Source organism: Rhizobium ruizarguesonis (genome assembly GCF_017357285.1).
Classification (GTDB): Bacteria; Pseudomonadota; Alphaproteobacteria; order Rhizobiales; family Rhizobiaceae; genus Rhizobium; species Rhizobium ruizarguesonis.
The window spans coordinates 2,353,516-2,368,022 of record NZ_CP071678.1 but is presented as its reverse complement, the minus strand read 5'-3'; the positions used below and the strand labels follow the sequence as shown (position 1 = coordinate 2,368,022).

The 14,507-nt window shown below is 60.6% G+C and carries 18 protein-coding genes and 1 tRNA gene; 17 read left to right on the top strand and 2 right to left on the bottom strand.

What is annotated here, in order from left to right; all coding sequences use genetic code 11:
• Positions 1–315: 315 nt before the first annotated feature.
• Positions 316–519, bottom strand: a complete 204-nt coding sequence (locus tag J3P73_RS11805; protein WP_003559213.1) for a CsbD family protein — start codon at positions 517–519, stop codon at positions 316–318.
• A gap of 254 nt (positions 520–773) precedes the next feature.
• Between J3P73_RS11805 and J3P73_RS11800 the strand changes: the two genes are divergently transcribed.
• From J3P73_RS11800 to J3P73_RS11735, 15 genes are all read left to right on the top strand, one after another.
• Entirely contained in the window at positions 774–968 is a 195-nt protein-coding gene (locus J3P73_RS11800; protein WP_024321921.1) for a hypothetical protein, read from the top strand.
• Positions 969–1,094: 126 nt separating this feature from the next.
• Complete coding sequence (locus J3P73_RS37525) at positions 1,095–1,295, top strand: hypothetical protein (protein ID WP_024321920.1); 201 nt, start codon at positions 1,095–1,097, stop codon at positions 1,293–1,295.
• Between the two features lie 223 nt (positions 1,296–1,518).
• Positions 1,519–2,916, top strand: coding sequence for a tyrosine-type recombinase/integrase (locus tag J3P73_RS11795; protein WP_207579985.1), 1,398 nt, complete (start codon positions 1,519–1,521; stop codon positions 2,914–2,916).
• Positions 2,913–3,434: a hypothetical protein gene (locus J3P73_RS11790; protein ID WP_130831876.1), complete on the top strand. Its 522-nt coding sequence runs from the start codon at positions 2,913–2,915 to the stop codon at positions 3,432–3,434. Before J3P73_RS11795 ends, J3P73_RS11790 begins: the two co-directional genes overlap by 4 nt.
• Before the next feature lie 87 nt (positions 3,435–3,521).
• Positions 3,522–3,764: a helix-turn-helix domain-containing protein gene (locus J3P73_RS11785; RefSeq protein WP_207579984.1), complete on the top strand. Its 243-nt coding sequence runs from the start codon at positions 3,522–3,524 to the stop codon at positions 3,762–3,764.
• On the top strand, positions 3,757–4,182 hold the full coding sequence (locus J3P73_RS11780) for a hypothetical protein (RefSeq protein ID WP_207579983.1): 426 nt from the start codon (positions 3,757–3,759) through the stop codon (positions 4,180–4,182). Before J3P73_RS11785 ends, J3P73_RS11780 begins: the two co-directional genes overlap by 8 nt.
• A complete protein-coding gene (locus J3P73_RS11775) occupies positions 4,163–6,199 on the top strand; it encodes an AAA family ATPase (RefSeq protein ID WP_207579982.1) in 2,037 nt (678 codons plus the stop codon). Before J3P73_RS11780 ends, J3P73_RS11775 begins: the two co-directional genes overlap by 20 nt.
• Before the next feature lie 377 nt (positions 6,200–6,576).
• Positions 6,577–7,236: a hypothetical protein gene (locus J3P73_RS11770; protein WP_207579981.1), complete on the top strand. Its 660-nt coding sequence runs from the start codon at positions 6,577–6,579 to the stop codon at positions 7,234–7,236.
• A gap of 215 nt (positions 7,237–7,451) precedes the next feature.
• A complete protein-coding gene (locus tag J3P73_RS11765; protein WP_207579980.1) occupies positions 7,452–8,048 on the top strand; it encodes a hypothetical protein in 597 nt (198 codons plus the stop codon).
• Between the two features lie 187 nt (positions 8,049–8,235).
• A complete protein-coding gene (locus tag J3P73_RS11760) occupies positions 8,236–8,982 on the top strand; it encodes a terminase large subunit domain-containing protein (RefSeq protein ID WP_207579979.1) in 747 nt (248 codons plus the stop codon).
• A gap of 59 nt (positions 8,983–9,041) precedes the next feature.
• A complete protein-coding gene (locus J3P73_RS11755; protein WP_245002726.1) occupies positions 9,042–9,704 on the top strand; it encodes a hypothetical protein in 663 nt (220 codons plus the stop codon).
• Positions 9,705–9,715: 11 nt separating this feature from the next.
• Positions 9,716–10,438 carry a hypothetical protein gene (locus J3P73_RS11750; RefSeq protein WP_207579978.1) on the top strand — a complete coding sequence of 241 codons (723 nt, stop codon included), beginning with the start codon at positions 9,716–9,718 and terminating at the stop codon, positions 10,436–10,438.
• A 4-nt stretch (positions 10,439–10,442) separates the two neighbouring features.
• The gene (locus J3P73_RS11745; RefSeq protein ID WP_207579977.1) at positions 10,443–10,943 is read left to right on the top strand and encodes a hypothetical protein; all 501 of its coding nucleotides are present in this window, start codon (positions 10,443–10,445) and stop codon (positions 10,941–10,943) included.
• A gap of 3 nt (positions 10,944–10,946) precedes the next feature.
• Positions 10,947–11,477, top strand: a complete 531-nt coding sequence (locus tag J3P73_RS11740) for a hypothetical protein (RefSeq protein WP_207579976.1) — start codon at positions 10,947–10,949, stop codon at positions 11,475–11,477.
• A 51-nt stretch (positions 11,478–11,528) separates the two neighbouring features.
• Positions 11,529–12,095 (top strand): hypothetical protein, encoded by a 567-nt coding sequence (locus J3P73_RS11735; RefSeq protein WP_207579975.1) that lies wholly within the window; start codon positions 11,529–11,531, stop codon positions 12,093–12,095.
• Between the two features lie 86 nt (positions 12,096–12,181).
• Here J3P73_RS11735 and J3P73_RS11730 read toward each other — a convergent pair.
• Positions 12,182–12,257 (bottom strand) — tRNA-Lys (locus J3P73_RS11730).
• A 210-nt stretch (positions 12,258–12,467) separates the two neighbouring features.
• Here J3P73_RS11730 and J3P73_RS11725 point away from each other — a divergent pair.
• Together J3P73_RS11725 and J3P73_RS11720 are read left to right on the top strand one after the other, a co-directional pair.
• Positions 12,468–13,217, top strand: coding sequence for a cytochrome c biogenesis CcdA family protein (locus tag J3P73_RS11725; RefSeq protein WP_018484762.1), 750 nt, complete (start codon positions 12,468–12,470; stop codon positions 13,215–13,217).
• A gap of 264 nt (positions 13,218–13,481) precedes the next feature.
• Positions 13,482–14,417, top strand: coding sequence for an MBL fold metallo-hydrolase (locus tag J3P73_RS11720; protein ID WP_130691705.1), 936 nt, complete (start codon positions 13,482–13,484; stop codon positions 14,415–14,417).
• Positions 14,418–14,507 lie beyond the last annotated feature (90 nt).

Here is a 14,507-nt window from a genome sequence, read left to right as displayed (position 1 = left end):
CCCACGTGATGACCCGGAAAAATTGAGCGTCAGAAAAAATTGGAACGGCAAGGCGGTCGAGAAATGCTTGGGCACTGTTCTGGCGGATTGGCATGCCCCCGATGCCGGATCTGGATGTGTGGAACTTCTATTCCAATTACCGCGGTCGAGACCGACCGTGACCATATATATGAATATGCTAAATAAAGAAATGAGAATGATCTCGATTTCGACAATAAAGCACTTGCAATTTTGTGGCAGCAAGCGGCTCGAGAAATGTTGGCCGGCAGGCGCCGACAGCAAAAACCCGGCTTTCACCGGGTTTTTGTTCAGGCACTACCAAGTCTGGCGACCGCTCCAGTCATCGATGTCGCGTTTAATACGATCCTTTTCGATGCCATACCGCTCCTGGATCTTGCCTTCCAGCTGGTCGCGCTTGCCGGCGATCTGATCGAGATCATCGTCGGTGAGTTTGCCCCACTGCTCCTTGATCTTGCCCTTCGCCTGCTTCCAGTTTCCTTCGATCCGATTCCAATCCATGGTCGATTTCTCCTGTTGTTGATGAGAAGAAAACGGACCGCAGTGGAAGTTGGTTCCTGTGTCTCAGCGGATTTCCGCGAAGCTCAATTCCAACGGCAAAGACACAAGGCGCTGCCCATGTCAAATATCCACACCCTAATGAATAAAACCATAAATAATTCGTGAAGAACGAATAGATGTATAAAATATTTATTTATGTATGAAGCAAATATTCCTCTGTTCTTGTGCTATACTGTCCCACGGGGAGAAGAACAATGGCACTCGATGTATTCGTTAACCTCTACAATTTAGGTGGCCTGGACGCACTTAACGTTTCTCTGCGAAGCCTGTCAGATGACGAAAGGCTTGGCGCTTTACTCTCGCTTGAGAAGATAGGGTACGAAGTGATCTGGAATGCCCAGAGAAAGCCGGCATCTGCCTATGTGTGGAGCGGGCCGAACGAGAATTAGTTGCCAGATGGGACAACGACCTATCACGACAATGGGGGTGAGACCTCACGACCTTGTGTCTCCCTTCACGTGCTTAAAAAGGAGATGTTCCATCCTCCCATCGATCCGAAGGAAGCGAGGGCGATCATGATCCGATCCCAGATAGCCGACGCACAAACCGCGTTGAGCGACGAAGAGGTTACCCTCTGCCAGAGAGTATTTGACCACATCAGCTCGGTGCGACAAATCACAACAGACACCGAGCGCGAAGATCTAGCTCGGCGGGTTATCCATTCGTACCAGCATGGGGTGAAGGACGAGGGCGCGTTACTCCGACTGTTGATCTAAGATAGCGGCAACTATCTTGAAGACTAGCGTCGGGGTTCGAACCGCGACCTACTGATTAAAAGTTAGCATTTTCGGCCTATTGTCAGCACTGGCTCGCACGGGGCATCGCTTATAAGCATTTATAATGACTATCTTTTTCTTAGGGTAACATATATTAGTAGCTTGCTGGCACTTACTAGCTTTGGCCCGCCTGTTACCCCAGCGTTACCCCGGAGAGATTGCGATGTCCACTGTTACCCCGATCGAAATCCCGAAGAAGAAGAAGGCCGCCCCGGCGGCGAAGCGCCGCCTGACCCGCACCGTCTACGACGACGCCAAGCCGGACGGGACTGACTACGTGATATGGGACAATCGGCTGCCTGGCTTTGGTTTGAGGGTGAGGCCTTCCGGAGCGAAATCCTTTACATATGTCTATCGCCAGCACGGCAAGCTGAAGCGCGTGACAATCAAGGCATTAACTCCCGATGACGCCTACGAGGCAGCGAAGGCGCTGGCCGCCAAGCACTACGGCGGCGATGACCCGGCGGCGGAGAAGCAGGAGGCGCGGCAAGAAGCCGAGAAGAAGAGCCGGGTGCCAACGGTTGGCGAGGTGCTGAATAGTTTCGTCGAGAACCACGTCAAGGTACATCTCAAGCCGAAGACCCAGACCGAGTATGCGCGCGTGGTCGAGAAGCTGCTCAAGCCGCATATAGGCGACATCAAGATCGACGCCCTGGAGACGAAGGACGTCTCCGCCATGTACCAGACGCTCCTCAAGCAGCCGAGGAAGCAAAGGGGCAAGAAGAAGGCGAAGGAGGGCGTGGCGGTCAAGGCCGCAAAGCCCGCCGTTACTCAAGCAGGCGGGGCCGTGCGCGCCCTGTCGTCGGCAATGTCTTGGGCCGAGGAGGCCGGGCTGCGGCCACCGGGCTCGAACCCTGCCCGTATTCGCCTGCGGACGCCGCGCCGCCGTCAGCGGCTTTTCAGCGACGGCGAGGTTGCGCGTATGATGGACGCCACCGACGCGATGGAGAAGGAGGGCAAGCTCATTCCCCCGGTAGCGCTTGGTATTCGGCTGCTGTTCGCCACCGGCTGCCGCGCCGGAGAAATATGCGGCCTCCGCTGGGACGACGTGGATTTCGAGCACGCCACACTGCGTTGGCCGGACAGCAAGACCGGCCATCTCGAAAAGCCTATGACGGACGAGGCGCGGACGCTGCTGGAGACTGCCTCCCGCAAGGGGCGCATCGTGGGTGTAGAATGGGTGCTGCCGTCGCTGCTGTCCGTGTCGCGGGCGACCGACGGCTCAAGGCGGGAGCAGCCGAAGCACCTGCGCGTCGAGACGCTGGAGGCGGGCTTCGAGCGCGTCATGAAAAGGGCGGAGGTCGTGGCCGGGGAGAACGCAACACTCCATCTCATTCGCCATTATTTTTCTTCGAAGACTTACACCGACAAGTCGATACCGCTGGCGATAGCAATGGCGATCGTCGGCCACAACTCGGTCGCCACGGCCATGCGTTACGCCCACGTCAGCCGCGAGGAGGTCGCCGCAGCGGCCCGCGACGCTGCGACCCGGCGAAAGGATGCCATCGACGCGGCGGCGAAGAAGGGGCAGGTTGTGCCGATAGCGGAGGTTACGAAATGAACTCGGCGCGACTTCCCCCGGTCGACCCGGACTACATAATTGAGGAGGATGATCCGGAGACGCTGGACAGCTATGCACGCGGGCTGCTGGCGCATCTGCGAAACCTTGACAGCGGAGCTAAGGCCGAGGGCTATCCCAAGAATGTTGTAGAGGCGGCTGCCGTCTGGCTGATCCGCGCCTATGCCGCTGCCGGGGCAGCTCTCTGCGGCGAGGCGGCGGAGTTGGTAGCCGAGATCGTCCGACCGGAGCCGAAGGCGAACAATCTGAGGATCAAGAAGGTTGACGCCTACTGGGCGGCGATCTTATTCGAGGCAAAGTACAAACCCGATCCTAAAGGCGAGCAGCCATCGGCCGCGACCACTTATGCCGTTGCCGGGCATGTTCTCCATCTACTTAACGCCACCGGACGAGATTCCGCTGAGGGAACGATAAAGGTGTGGCGGCGGAAGGAGCACTATAGGAGCAATGTTGCGCTTTACCGAAATAACAGATCAGAAGAGCTTTTACCCCCGGGGTAATAAGTCCGTCAGCTTTTTACGCCGTTACGGCAACCGCGCCGCGTAATAGCTTATACGTGTTAGCAACGTTTATCAAAGGAGCTACACGTGCACGACGCAGAAAATAAGAGCGGAGGCAAGGTAGATCGCCTACTCGCCCCCGAAGACGCGGCAGTAATTCTTGGTCCGCCGGGCCGACCAATCCCACTCGCGACTTTGCAATACTGGCGCTATCGCCGCCGTGGCCCGGCCTACGTGAAGCTGGGACGCCACGTTTACTACAGAGAGTCCGCGCTGCGCGATTTTATTCGCCAAGGTGAAGTCATGGTTGGGGAGGTCGCCAATGGCTGAGGACGAAAAGGATAAAGGCGGGGCTGCAACCCCGCCCAGTAACAATCTTAGTCGCAACGGGTCGAATAATAGCGTGCCGCGCGAGGCCGGTAAACCCGCCGCTGTTCATCACAACCCTCTGATCGAGGACGTATTGCCGAAGCATATTTCTCGCGACGGCACGGAGACCGACTGCCCCCGCTGCATGGTGCTAACCGTGCGCATGCTGAAGCGCATTACGCACGGCGGCTATTTGATCGAGGACAACGAGGAGTTTCAGCGCATCATGCACGACGCCACGGGCGGCGACACGTTGCATGTGCGGCCGCACGGTAACGGCAGGATCGTTCACTTCTACTGTCGAAACTGCAAGCTGGAGGGTTACCACGACCGCAATCCCAAGCGGACGGGAGGCTCCATTGACCACCCGGCCGACTGAGACCAGCAGCAACCATGGGAGCTCCACATGGGAGCGCTTTTCTTTGCTATTCGCAGGCGCTGCGGACCATTACGGCACGTACGACGAAGCCGTCTGGAACGAGCAGAAGGGCAAGTTCGAGATACGCGCATCGGCGCAGACGATGGACGCTCCTGTCACGCTAGACCTATGGCGAATGCATCTCTCCGGAGAGCAGCCGCTAGGCATCGTCCCGGTCGATGGCGATCAATGTCGTTGGTTTGCGATCGATGTCGATAGATACGATCTGGATCACGGCGAGATAGTGAAAGAGATCGGCAGGAAGAAGCTGCCTCTTCTGGTCGCAAAGAGTAAAAGTGGCGGTGCCCATGTCTATGGCTTTCTGCAGGAGCCGGAAACCGCCGCCGAGGTTCGGCGCAAGGCCAAAGAAATAGCCGCAGCCATAGGTCATCCGGATGCTGAGATATTCCCGAAGCAGGATGCAGTGAACCGCGCGGCGGGCGACAGCGGCTCTTGGTTAAATCTCCCCTACCACGACGCCGTAAATACCACGCGGTATGCGGTAAAGGAGAACGGCCTCGCCCTCGACTTAAACGAGTTTCTCGCTCTAGCCGAGCGGTCGGCCATGTCGCCCGACGATTTTCGGGCGCTAAAGGTCGCTCGCCGGGAGACGGCAGAAAGGACCGCTGCTGTGCCAGACATGGCCGAGTTCGGGCGGATGCTGGACCGCTGGCTGCGGGACATCGCCAACGCCGCGCCCGGAGACGCCAACAACACTCTCTGGCATCCGATCCGCGACGCGGGCCGCTGGGCTAGCGTTATCAATATCGACGAAGAGACGACCAGGCAGCGTTTCCGCGAGGCTTGGCTCCAGCGCGGCAAGGAAGACGGCGAGTTCGACGACGTCTGGCGGCGCAACTTCGAAAAGGGCCGAAGGCTTGGCAATCCGCCGAGAGAGAAGGAGGCCGTAGCCACTCCCCTTATCCGGCTTCTCGCCGACGTTCCCATGGAGCCGATAGAGTGGCTGTGGCCGGGCCGGTTCGCCGTCGGCAAGATATCTATGCTCGCCGGTCATCCCGGTCTCGGCAAGTCGCAGCTCACGATGTACATGGCGGCGCAGGTATCGCGCGGGCGACCGTGGCCGTTTGGCGAGGGGAAGGCCCCGCTTGGCCGAGTGCTGGTTCTTTCCGCTGAAGACGACGTTGCCGATACTCTCCGTCCCCGGTTCGAAGTCGCAGGCGGCAATTCATCTATGGTCGAGGTGCTCGACGGGGTCAGAACCGACAAAGGCGAACGCGGCCTGAACCTTGCCGACGACGTCAGGCTGCTGGACAGAGTTCTATCGTACCGGGATGACTATCGACTGGTGATTATCGATCCTATCTCGGCCTATCTTGGTAAGACGGACACGCACACGGCATCCGAGGTGCGGAATGTTCTCGCGCCGATCCAGAAGCTGGCCGAGCAGCACCGGGTTGCCGTTGTGTGTGTTTCGCATCTCGTGAAGGCCGCAGGCACCGCTGCAATCAATGCTGTGAATGGCTCGGGTGCCTTTGTTGCGGCGGCGCGCATCGCCTGCATCGTAACGAAGGAGATGCGTGATGAGGAGGACGAGCAGGGCCGAACTGTAAAGGTCGAGACCGGACGACGCATCATCTCCATCGCCAAGAACAACCTCGGCCCCGACGGCAGCGACAGGTCCCTCGCCTACAGCGTAGATAGCCGCAATCTTGGCGACGGGCTGGAAGCACCGCTGATCGTGTGGGACGAACCCGTGAACATGAGCGCCGACGAGGCGGTCGGCTTCCGCGAGCCGGGGCTGCCGTCCAAGGCAAACGACAAGGCCATGAGGTTCCTGCGCCGAATGCTCAGGGACGGACCAGCCCTGTCAGTAGACGTCGAGAAGGCGGCAGAGGCCGAAGGGATCAGCCTAAGCACCCTGAAGCGCGCGAAAAAGGAGCTTGGTGCAGTCTCCGAAAAGCAGGCCGACAGATGGGTTATGTACATTCCGGGACGGCAGGCCGAGCTGCCGCTTTGAGAGGCCGGGGCAAGGGGGTCAAGCCTTGAGCCCCTTATAAAAGTTGACCGCCTTGACCTTCTTGACCGCCTTGGTGGAAGGATGAGGGTCAAGGGGGTCAAGAAGTTCGGATTTTGTGTATGACCCCCTTTGACCCCCTTGCCTGACCGCCTTGCTTCAGAAGGCCCCGGAAGAGAAGGCGAAGGCCGTGCCGCCGCCCGTCCGGTCGCCGTGCAAACCAGCGGTGCGACCGCTGTTAGGACCGCCAGCTCTCGCGGCGGGTTCGGCCTCTAAGGTAGGGTCGGCGGAACCTAACGCTCTCCAGCGGCCTCCTACGGAGCCTTGCGAGTCAGTCGTCCATTCAATACTTTCGCAGCCGGACGTTGTGGGGACGAAGTATGCGCGAACAATGGGACAGGTGGGGTTGGGTGGTCGCGCTGGTGGTCATCGCGATTGGCTTCTTGAGGTCGGTATGGGGCCGGGAGGCCTTCTGCGAACCTAACGAGCACTGCCTGCGAGAGTGGATCTCGGCGCTTGGTGGATGGGTCGCTGTCGCGGTTGCTGTGCCTACCATCATTTTCTTGTCGAAGCAGGTACGGGATGCAGAGAAACACCATCGGACGACAATAGGAATTCAGGCGCGACCGACTTACATGCTGGCGAAAAGGGCCGCTGAGACCTCGGTTAATATAAGAAATCAGATTGCCGAAAAAGGTGAGCTTTGGGCGATTAATAATTTGCCAGCCGATCACGAATTCAAAAAGCAAGCTGTCGAGAGATTAAGGTTTCTGAGGGATCTAATAGACAGAACTGAATTTATCCGCATTCAATCTGAGATTGAAGTAACATATATGCGACATGAGCAATTGCTCAATGCTGTCGACGAATCGATCGATAAGCTTAAAGAGAGTTTGCGGCATCCTCGCTTCGACGACTTCAGTCCCAGTGAAGCGGTAATAGGTTGCTCAGCGAATGCGGTGCAATACCTTGGTCAGGTAAAAGATGTTTGCGATCGGTTTATAAGCGATTTCGAGCGAATGACTGACCATCTCAGGTAAACTTCCTCTGCCCCTCCTTCCCGCGTCGTCGCCCTTTGCTCCCGGCGCATTTACCCATCTACGATTGCGACTACTAATAGGCTATTAGCCGTTAGGGCAACGCTAAGGGCTTTAAAACATTAACGTTTTTTACTATACTACCCTTAGTTGATTTCATTGGGGTATCGCAGGGGTAACTGCGAATCCGCCGCTCCTTTTAGCGAGTTCCGCCGCCCATGGCCAAGCGTGGCCCAGAATGTTCAGTTTGTAGGCACCGTGAGCGGGCGGCCATCGACCTTGCACTGGCTCGCAATGTGCCGTTCGCCGTGCTCGCCAAGCGATACAAGCTCGGCTCGGATAGCATCCGTCGCCACGCCAAGAACCACATGCCGCCTCAACTCCGCGCTCAGCTTCTGGCCGGGCCTGAGATGCCTATGGACATCGACCGGCTGCGAGAGACAGAGTCCCAGTCGCTGCTGTCCAACATCGTGGCACTTCGGCACCGGCTCTTTGCCATGATGGACGCCGCCGAAGAGGTCATGGACACAGCGGCGGCGCAGCGGGTCGCGGGCCAACTGCACCGCAACTTCGAGCTGACGGGCAAGCTGCTTGGCGACCTGAACACCGGCACCACCATCAACAATAACGTCCTCGTCTCCCCGGTCTACATCGAGATGCGCACGGAACTGGTCAAGGCGCTACGGGGCTTTCCCGATGCGCGGCAGGCCGTAGCGCTGGTCCTTCAGGGGCTGGAGACGCGGTTCGCCGAGGGCATGGTGATCGACCACTCCTACGCCAGCGGCCCCGTGCCGAGCAACGGGGGTGGCTCATGAAGAACCTCGGAAAGCTCCACTTCCGAGTACCAGCGCAGCCCCGCCGCTCGCTGGGTGCAGGCAGACCGGCAGCGCCGACGCACAGGTTGACGGCTGGTTTCCCTGTGCGTCGTTTCGGGCCTCCTCCTTTGTGTTTGCCCGACGCGCGCCGGTCTGCCTTCTTTCCCCGCTCGCGGGGGCCGCACGGATGTTAGCCCGCGACATGGCCCGAGCGTTGGACCCCGTCATCACGGCCAATGAATGCGGCATAGAACCCGACCCATGGCAGGCGAGCCTACTCCGCGCCAACCCCCGGCGATCCCTGCTGCTCTGCTCGCGCCAATCAGGCAAGTCCACCGTCGCGGCCATCCTCGTCATCCAGACCGCCCTCTTTGTCCCCGCCGCACAGATCGTCGTCGTCAGCCCGACGCAGCGCCAGTCCAACGAGCTGTTCCGCAACATCGTCGGGTTCCTCAGCCGGTTGCCGGGCGCGCCGCGCCCTACCGCCGAAAGTAAGCAGGGGACGGAGCTTTCGAACGGCGCGCGCATTCTCTCGCTACCCGGCACTGAAAAGACCATCCGCGGAATTGCCGGGGTTGACCTCGTCGTCATGGACGAGGCAGCGCGCGTCGAGGACGAACTGCTGACGGCAGTACGGCCCATGATGGCGACCAAACCCGACGCCCGCCTAGTCGCCCTGACGACACCAGCGGGCAAGCGCGGCTGGTTCTACGACGCGTGGGTGGGCGATGATCCCTCGTGGGAGCGTGTGCGGGTTTCAGCAAGCGAATGCCCCCGGATCACGCAGGAGTTTCTAGACGAGGAACTGAAAGCCCTCGGCGCAATCAAGTTCAGCGAGGAGTACGGCCTGGAGTTCCACGACCCCGAGGAGGCCGTCTTCCCGCTCGCCATCATCGAAGCCGCATTCACGCAGGAGGTCAGAGCGCTATGGTAGCCCACTCCAAACATCCAATAGGCCGGGGCGGGAGAGGACCGTGGCAGCGTATACCTGTCGTGCCGGTCAGCCGCTTCATCATGGGAGTGGACCTCGGTCAGTCGAACGATCCCACCGCCATATCCGTCATCCATCATACGGTGTCACCGACCGGCGACTGGACCATCTCTTACGGCGACCACGTCAGGCCCAACGTGACGCGCGAACGCAGTGAGACCCGGTTCGCTGTACGCGCCCTGGAGCGCGTGCCGCTGGGCACTCCCTATCCGCAGGTGGTGGCGCGCGTCGGCGAACTGCTAGACCGCCCGCCATTGCGCGAGGGCTGCGACCTTGTGGTTGACGAGACGGGTGTCGGCCGGGCCGTGTCCGACATATTCGAGTCAGCGGGCATGCGACCGCAGCGGGTCGCGATCACCGCCGGCAACGAGATCACCAATCCCGAGAACCGCCGCTGGCACGTGCCCAAGGCGCATCTCATCAGCACCGTGGATGCCCGGCTGCATGTTGGCGAGCTGCGCTTTGCCGCGGAGCTGACCGACGCCGGGGCGCTAGCCGAAGAGTTGAAGGACTTCCGCCGCACGGTCAGCGCCGCAGGCCGCGCTAGCTTCAACGCCCGCGAAGGCAAGCACGACGACCTCATTCTCAGCATCGCCATCGCTCTCTGGTGGGCCTCACGCCCCCGGACAGGTGGAGGCCAAGCTCCCATTTCTGGCTTTTTCTGAAGGAGAAGACGATGAAGCTCAAACCACCGCAAGACATTCACGAGGCTGCCGTCGAGCAGCACTATGCCCGCGCGCCCAGCGGCGAAGTGGAGAAAGACGCGGCGATTGCCTCGCTCGCTACCGCCGTGCGCACTACGCGGATCAATAGCGAGTCTCTTGCAGGCTATGCCGATACGCTTGCCAAGGACCGGCTAATGTCGCCGGATGCCGCCCGGCTCAAGCTGAGGGACAATGCTCTTAAGCTGGCCGAAGCCACGGCGAAGAAGCTGGACGAGGCCAAGGCGCTCGTGCAGCGGCAGATCGAAGAGATCGACGCTCTCACCAGCACACCCCCGGCTCTTCGCGATCAACTCTCTGCCGGGCTGGAAGCGGAGATTCGGGCGCGGTTGGCCGGCATGCAGGAAAAGGCCCGCGATGAGGCTATCGGCAAGGCATTTGCCGAAATGGACACGACCATTATTGCCGCCGTGCTGCGCGGCCCCGCCCTGCTAGTCGGCCTGAGTCAGGCCCGTTACGACATGGTCCGCCACCGCTACCGCGAGACGTTCCATCCCGAGGAAACCGCGCGCCGTAGGCGTCTCACCGCTGCGCTTGATGCCACGGAGCGGAGCGGGCGCTCGTTCATCGGGTACATCGCCACCGCGACGACCGGCTCGGCAACCCAAATCGCCGAGGCAGCCGCCAACGCACAGGCAGCCGAGCAAGCCATCGCAGCCGCAATCGCACAGGAGTAGAGCAATGAAGGTTGACATCGATCTTGAGGGCGTGCTGACGAGCGCGCAGGAAATGCCAGAGGAAATCAGCTCGATCGAAGACGTTCCTGAGGGTCTGCGGGACTTTTATAAGCAGAACGGAGACCGCCTAAAGCTGGACCACGCCCAGCGTGACGCGCTGGTGGCCAACGTCTCCAGGGCGCTGGAGGATAACAAGCTGCGCGGCGAAAACAATCAGCTGAAGGACGAGAGCAACCGGCGGCGGGTGGTCGAGACGGTGCGGGAGCAGCTAGCCCGGTTCGTCAAGCCAGAGCTTATGCCCGGTGCCGTGGCGCTGTTCATGTCGCAGCACAAGTTCGGCATCAAGGATGGCAAGGTGGTCATCGTAGGGCGGCGCGGACGCGAGGAAGCCGAGATGGCGGCCGTCAACTGGATCGCCGAGGACGGCGAAGCCTACGCCGCACCGCAGCGCACCGAGGCCGGGGGCTTCGCCGCCGAGGTAGCCCGGCTGAAGAATCTGAACTGACCGATGGCCACACAGAGGGCTCGCCCTCCAAGTCGCATAAGGGCGGACCGCGACCCCGACCGCCCAGCTAGAATCACGCCCGACGATCCACTGCGCCGCACCGAGAAGGCGCTGCGGCTGGTTTACGGCGTCGTCCTCCCCCGGATGCACAGCGAACGGATTGTTGGTCCCGGCATGGCGCGGGCAAGCTGGCAGCGGCAGTTCGTCTTGAACCATGCGGTATTCCAGCAACTTGCGGCCGAGCTGGGTGAGGCCTGGATGGACCTAGTTCGCGACGCCGACAAGACCGACGCGAACGCCCGCCGGGTGGAGCGCCGCCACATGGAAGATGCCGCCGAGGAGATTGTCGCCGTGGTGAATGCGCTGCTGCCGCCGCTTAGGGAGGTGGTCGTGCGCCGTGCTGCGGGCATGAACTGGAAGGCTATTGCCGAGGCCCTACCCCACCGCGCGTTCTTCTCCATGCAGGACGACCACGCCGCCGCGCTGCGCCGCGTGTGGGACAAGGCCGGTGACGCCGTCCGGCGGCTGATCTAGTGGTGAAAGATCGGCATTTGGGCTAGAACCCACGCGAGGGGACTCGCGTCAATGAAAAATATTCAAACCCTACGAAGTCACATTTACGATCAGTTTCACAACTCGTCAGCCGGTGCGCAGTACTTCTTTCTCGATGCGAACAGGGACGCGTATGCTGCCTACTACACGTCGATGTACCTGATACAGGACACGGCGGAAGCCGTTTACATCCACATGGCTCGCGAATTCTCGCCTGATCCCATGCTGGCTTACATAGAGTTCTGGGGTGTGATGCAGGCCGTCGTCATTCAGCAGGATGCCATAATCGAACTGCATACCGCTGTTGCTGGAACTGCCCTGACCATTCCCAGAGGCTCGGCTTGGACGGAACTTCGCGATAAGCGAAACCTGTGCGCGGGTCACCCGGCAAATCGCAACGCACGTCGAGCGCCGCAGCGAACATTCATGGGTCGGATGTTCGGGAACTACGATAGAGTCAAATACGAGCATTACGACGAACAAACAGGCAAAACGACTCACCCAAGTTTTGATCTGCGGCAGATGATCAACGACTACGACGTCCAAGCAAGCGGCATTATGAGAAGCATCCTCTCCACAATGCGCGCACGGTGGCCGTAGCCGCGTTACCCCTGCGTTACCCCGACCCGATTTGGGGTAACGAGAAATTAGCTGCCGCCATAAACGATTGAAATTACTAGGATTTGTGGTGAGAGCGTCGGGGTTCGAACCCGAGACCTACTGATTAAAAGTCAGTTGCTCTACCAGCTGAGCTACGCTCTCCCTCTCCGCGGGTGTGACCACCCCGGCTGGAAGTGGGCGGAACATAGGCAGGCGACCCATTGCGGTCAACCGAAAATTTTGCCTTTTGCAAACGTTCGGCACATTTCTTGCGGGCTCAGAGACAGATTTCTTGCGCGCGCAAAAAGGTGATTGGCAATCGCTTGGCTGCAAAGCTAGGAACATCACGCAGATTGCAGCCGGAGAGAATGCGTGTCGATTGCCGATATTTCCCTGTGGAGCGCGTTGATAGCCGGGGCGCTTTCGTTTCTGTCGCCCTGCGTGCTTCCCCTCGTCCCGCCCTATCTCTGCTATATGGCCGGAATTTCAGTCGAGCAGTTCCGCGGCGGCGGTGCGATTGCGGTCGCGCCCGGTGTCAGGCGCGGCGTGTTCTTCTCTGCCCTCTTCTTCACGCTCGGCTTTGCCACCGTCTTCGTGGCGCTCGGCGCCGGTGCTTCCAGCATCGGCATGGCGCTTCGCCAGCATCTCGACCTCCTGTCGAAGATCGGCGGGCTGATCATCATCGTCATGGGGCTGAATTTCCTCGGCCTCTTCCGAATCGGACTGCTGACCCGCGAGGCGCGCTTCCAGGACGGCGGCAAGCCCGGAACGCTGACGGGCGCCTATGTCATGGGGCTTGCCTTCGCCTTCGGCTGGACGCCCTGCATCGGTCCCGTGCTCGGCGCCATCCTCGGCGTTGCCGCCTCGCGCGAGACGGTCGGCTCCGGCGCCGGGCTGCTTGCCATCTATTCGCTCGGTCTTGCCATCCCCTTCTGGATCGCCGCCGGCTTTTCCGGCGCCTTCATGCGCTTCCTGTCGCGCTTCCGCCGCCATCTCGGCACGGTGGAAAAGGTGATGGGTCTCTTCCTCGTGCTGACCGGCCTCGCCTTCCTGTTTGGATGGGTCAGCAATGTGGCGATCTGGTTCCAGCAAACCTTTCCGATCCTGATGCAGATCGGCTAGATTCCGCACCCAACTGCCGGTCGCGGATTTTCGAGGCGATGGCAGCGGCTCGCCGCATGCGCTGCATCTTATCGATTGCTCGATCATCCGCGCTCATCAGCATGCCGCCGGCGGTAAAAAGGGGGCCTGGACCTATGCCGTGGTATGGCTTGCCCTGTCCCTCGGCCCCACCCGTCCTTATCCCTCGACCCAATCGATCGCAAACACGGCTCCATGTAGCGTCGTCGATGCCGTGTTTAAGGCGGCGGTCAGAAGGAGACGAACATGAACCTTGAGACAAAGATGAGCCTGGAAAACACCGCACACACCGGCAGACCTCGGCTCGACGAATTGGTTCCGTCGCGCTACGCGGTGCAGGTCGGCGAAATTGAGGTGCTGGTGGTCAGCGATGGAGTACTACCGCTCCCAACCGCGATGCTGGGACACAACATCGACCCCGCCGTCCGAGCGGCCTGGCTGAAAGACATGTTCCTGCCAGTGGACGCTTTCGACTGGGCGCTGAACGTGGTCGTGGTGCGCAGCGGCGACCAGACCATACTCCTCGACGCCGGGCTGGGGATCGACCCGGACTTGCACCTGCCGCGGGCCGGGCAGCTGATCAAACGATTGGAAGCCGCCGGCATCGATCTTGCGTCGGTGACCGACGTGGTGCTGACCCACATGCACATGGACCATATTGGCGGGCTGCTCGTCGACGGGGTGAAGGACCAGTTGCGTCCGGACCTGCGGATCCACGTGGCGGCCGCCGAGGTCAAGTTCTGGGAGGCGCCCGATTTCTCCCGGGTCTCCATGCCGCCGGGGTTCCCGGACGCGCTTCGGGCGACCGCCAAGCGGTTCGCCAAAGAGTATCACAGCCAGTTCAGGCTGTTCGATGACGAGCACGAGGTGGCGCCGGGCGTGGTCGTCCATCGCACCGGCGGGCACACCCCCGGGCACAGCGTGATCCGCCTGGCGTCCGGCGGCGACAGGCTGATGTTTGCCGGCGACGCCGTGTTCGCGGTCGGGTTCGAACACCCCGACTGGTACAATGGCTTCGAACACGACCCCGAGGAGGCGGTCCGCGTTCGCCTCCGTCTTCTGCGGGAACTGGCGGATACCGGCGAGCAGCTGGTGGCCACTCACCTGCCGTTCCCGTCTGTCGGTCGGGTGGCGGCCGACGGCGACGCCTTTCGCTGGGTAGCGGCCTTCTGGGACTACTGATCGGTTATTGGGTTGGGATCTTAGAGCGTGTACTCATCGCGTGAATGAGTCCACGCTCTACTGGTTTGTTTTTTGAGCAATTCCGAACGC

Coding starts and splice junctions, on each gene's coding strand:
- J3P73_RS11760 (WP_207579979.1), top strand. CDS start 8,236: ATGTTAGCCCGCGACATGGCCCGAGCGTTGGACCCCGTCATCACGGCC.
- J3P73_RS11780 (WP_207579983.1), top strand. CDS start 3,757: ATGGCTGAGGACGAAAAGGATAAAGGCGGGGCTGCAACCCCGCCCAGT.
- J3P73_RS37525 (WP_024321920.1), top strand. CDS start 1,095: ATGATCCGATCCCAGATAGCCGACGCACAAACCGCGTTGAGCGACGAA.
- J3P73_RS11795 (WP_207579985.1), top strand. CDS start 1,519: ATGTCCACTGTTACCCCGATCGAAATCCCGAAGAAGAAGAAGGCCGCC.
- J3P73_RS11750 (WP_207579978.1), top strand. CDS start 9,716: ATGAAGCTCAAACCACCGCAAGACATTCACGAGGCTGCCGTCGAGCAG.
- J3P73_RS11770 (WP_207579981.1), top strand. CDS start 6,577: ATGCGCGAACAATGGGACAGGTGGGGTTGGGTGGTCGCGCTGGTGGTC.
- J3P73_RS11800 (WP_024321921.1), top strand. CDS start 774: ATGGCACTCGATGTATTCGTTAACCTCTACAATTTAGGTGGCCTGGAC.
- J3P73_RS11790 (WP_130831876.1), top strand. CDS start 2,913: ATGAACTCGGCGCGACTTCCCCCGGTCGACCCGGACTACATAATTGAG.
- J3P73_RS11745 (WP_207579977.1), top strand. CDS start 10,443: ATGAAGGTTGACATCGATCTTGAGGGCGTGCTGACGAGCGCGCAGGAA.
- J3P73_RS11765 (WP_207579980.1), top strand. CDS start 7,452: ATGGCCAAGCGTGGCCCAGAATGTTCAGTTTGTAGGCACCGTGAGCGG.
- J3P73_RS11735 (WP_207579975.1), top strand. CDS start 11,529: ATGAAAAATATTCAAACCCTACGAAGTCACATTTACGATCAGTTTCAC.
- J3P73_RS11720 (WP_130691705.1), top strand. CDS start 13,482: ATGAACCTTGAGACAAAGATGAGCCTGGAAAACACCGCACACACCGGC.
- J3P73_RS11740 (WP_207579976.1), top strand. CDS start 10,947: ATGGCCACACAGAGGGCTCGCCCTCCAAGTCGCATAAGGGCGGACCGC.
- J3P73_RS11805 (WP_003559213.1), bottom strand. CDS start 519: ATGGATTGGAATCGGATCGAAGGAAACTGGAAGCAGGCGAAGGGCAAG.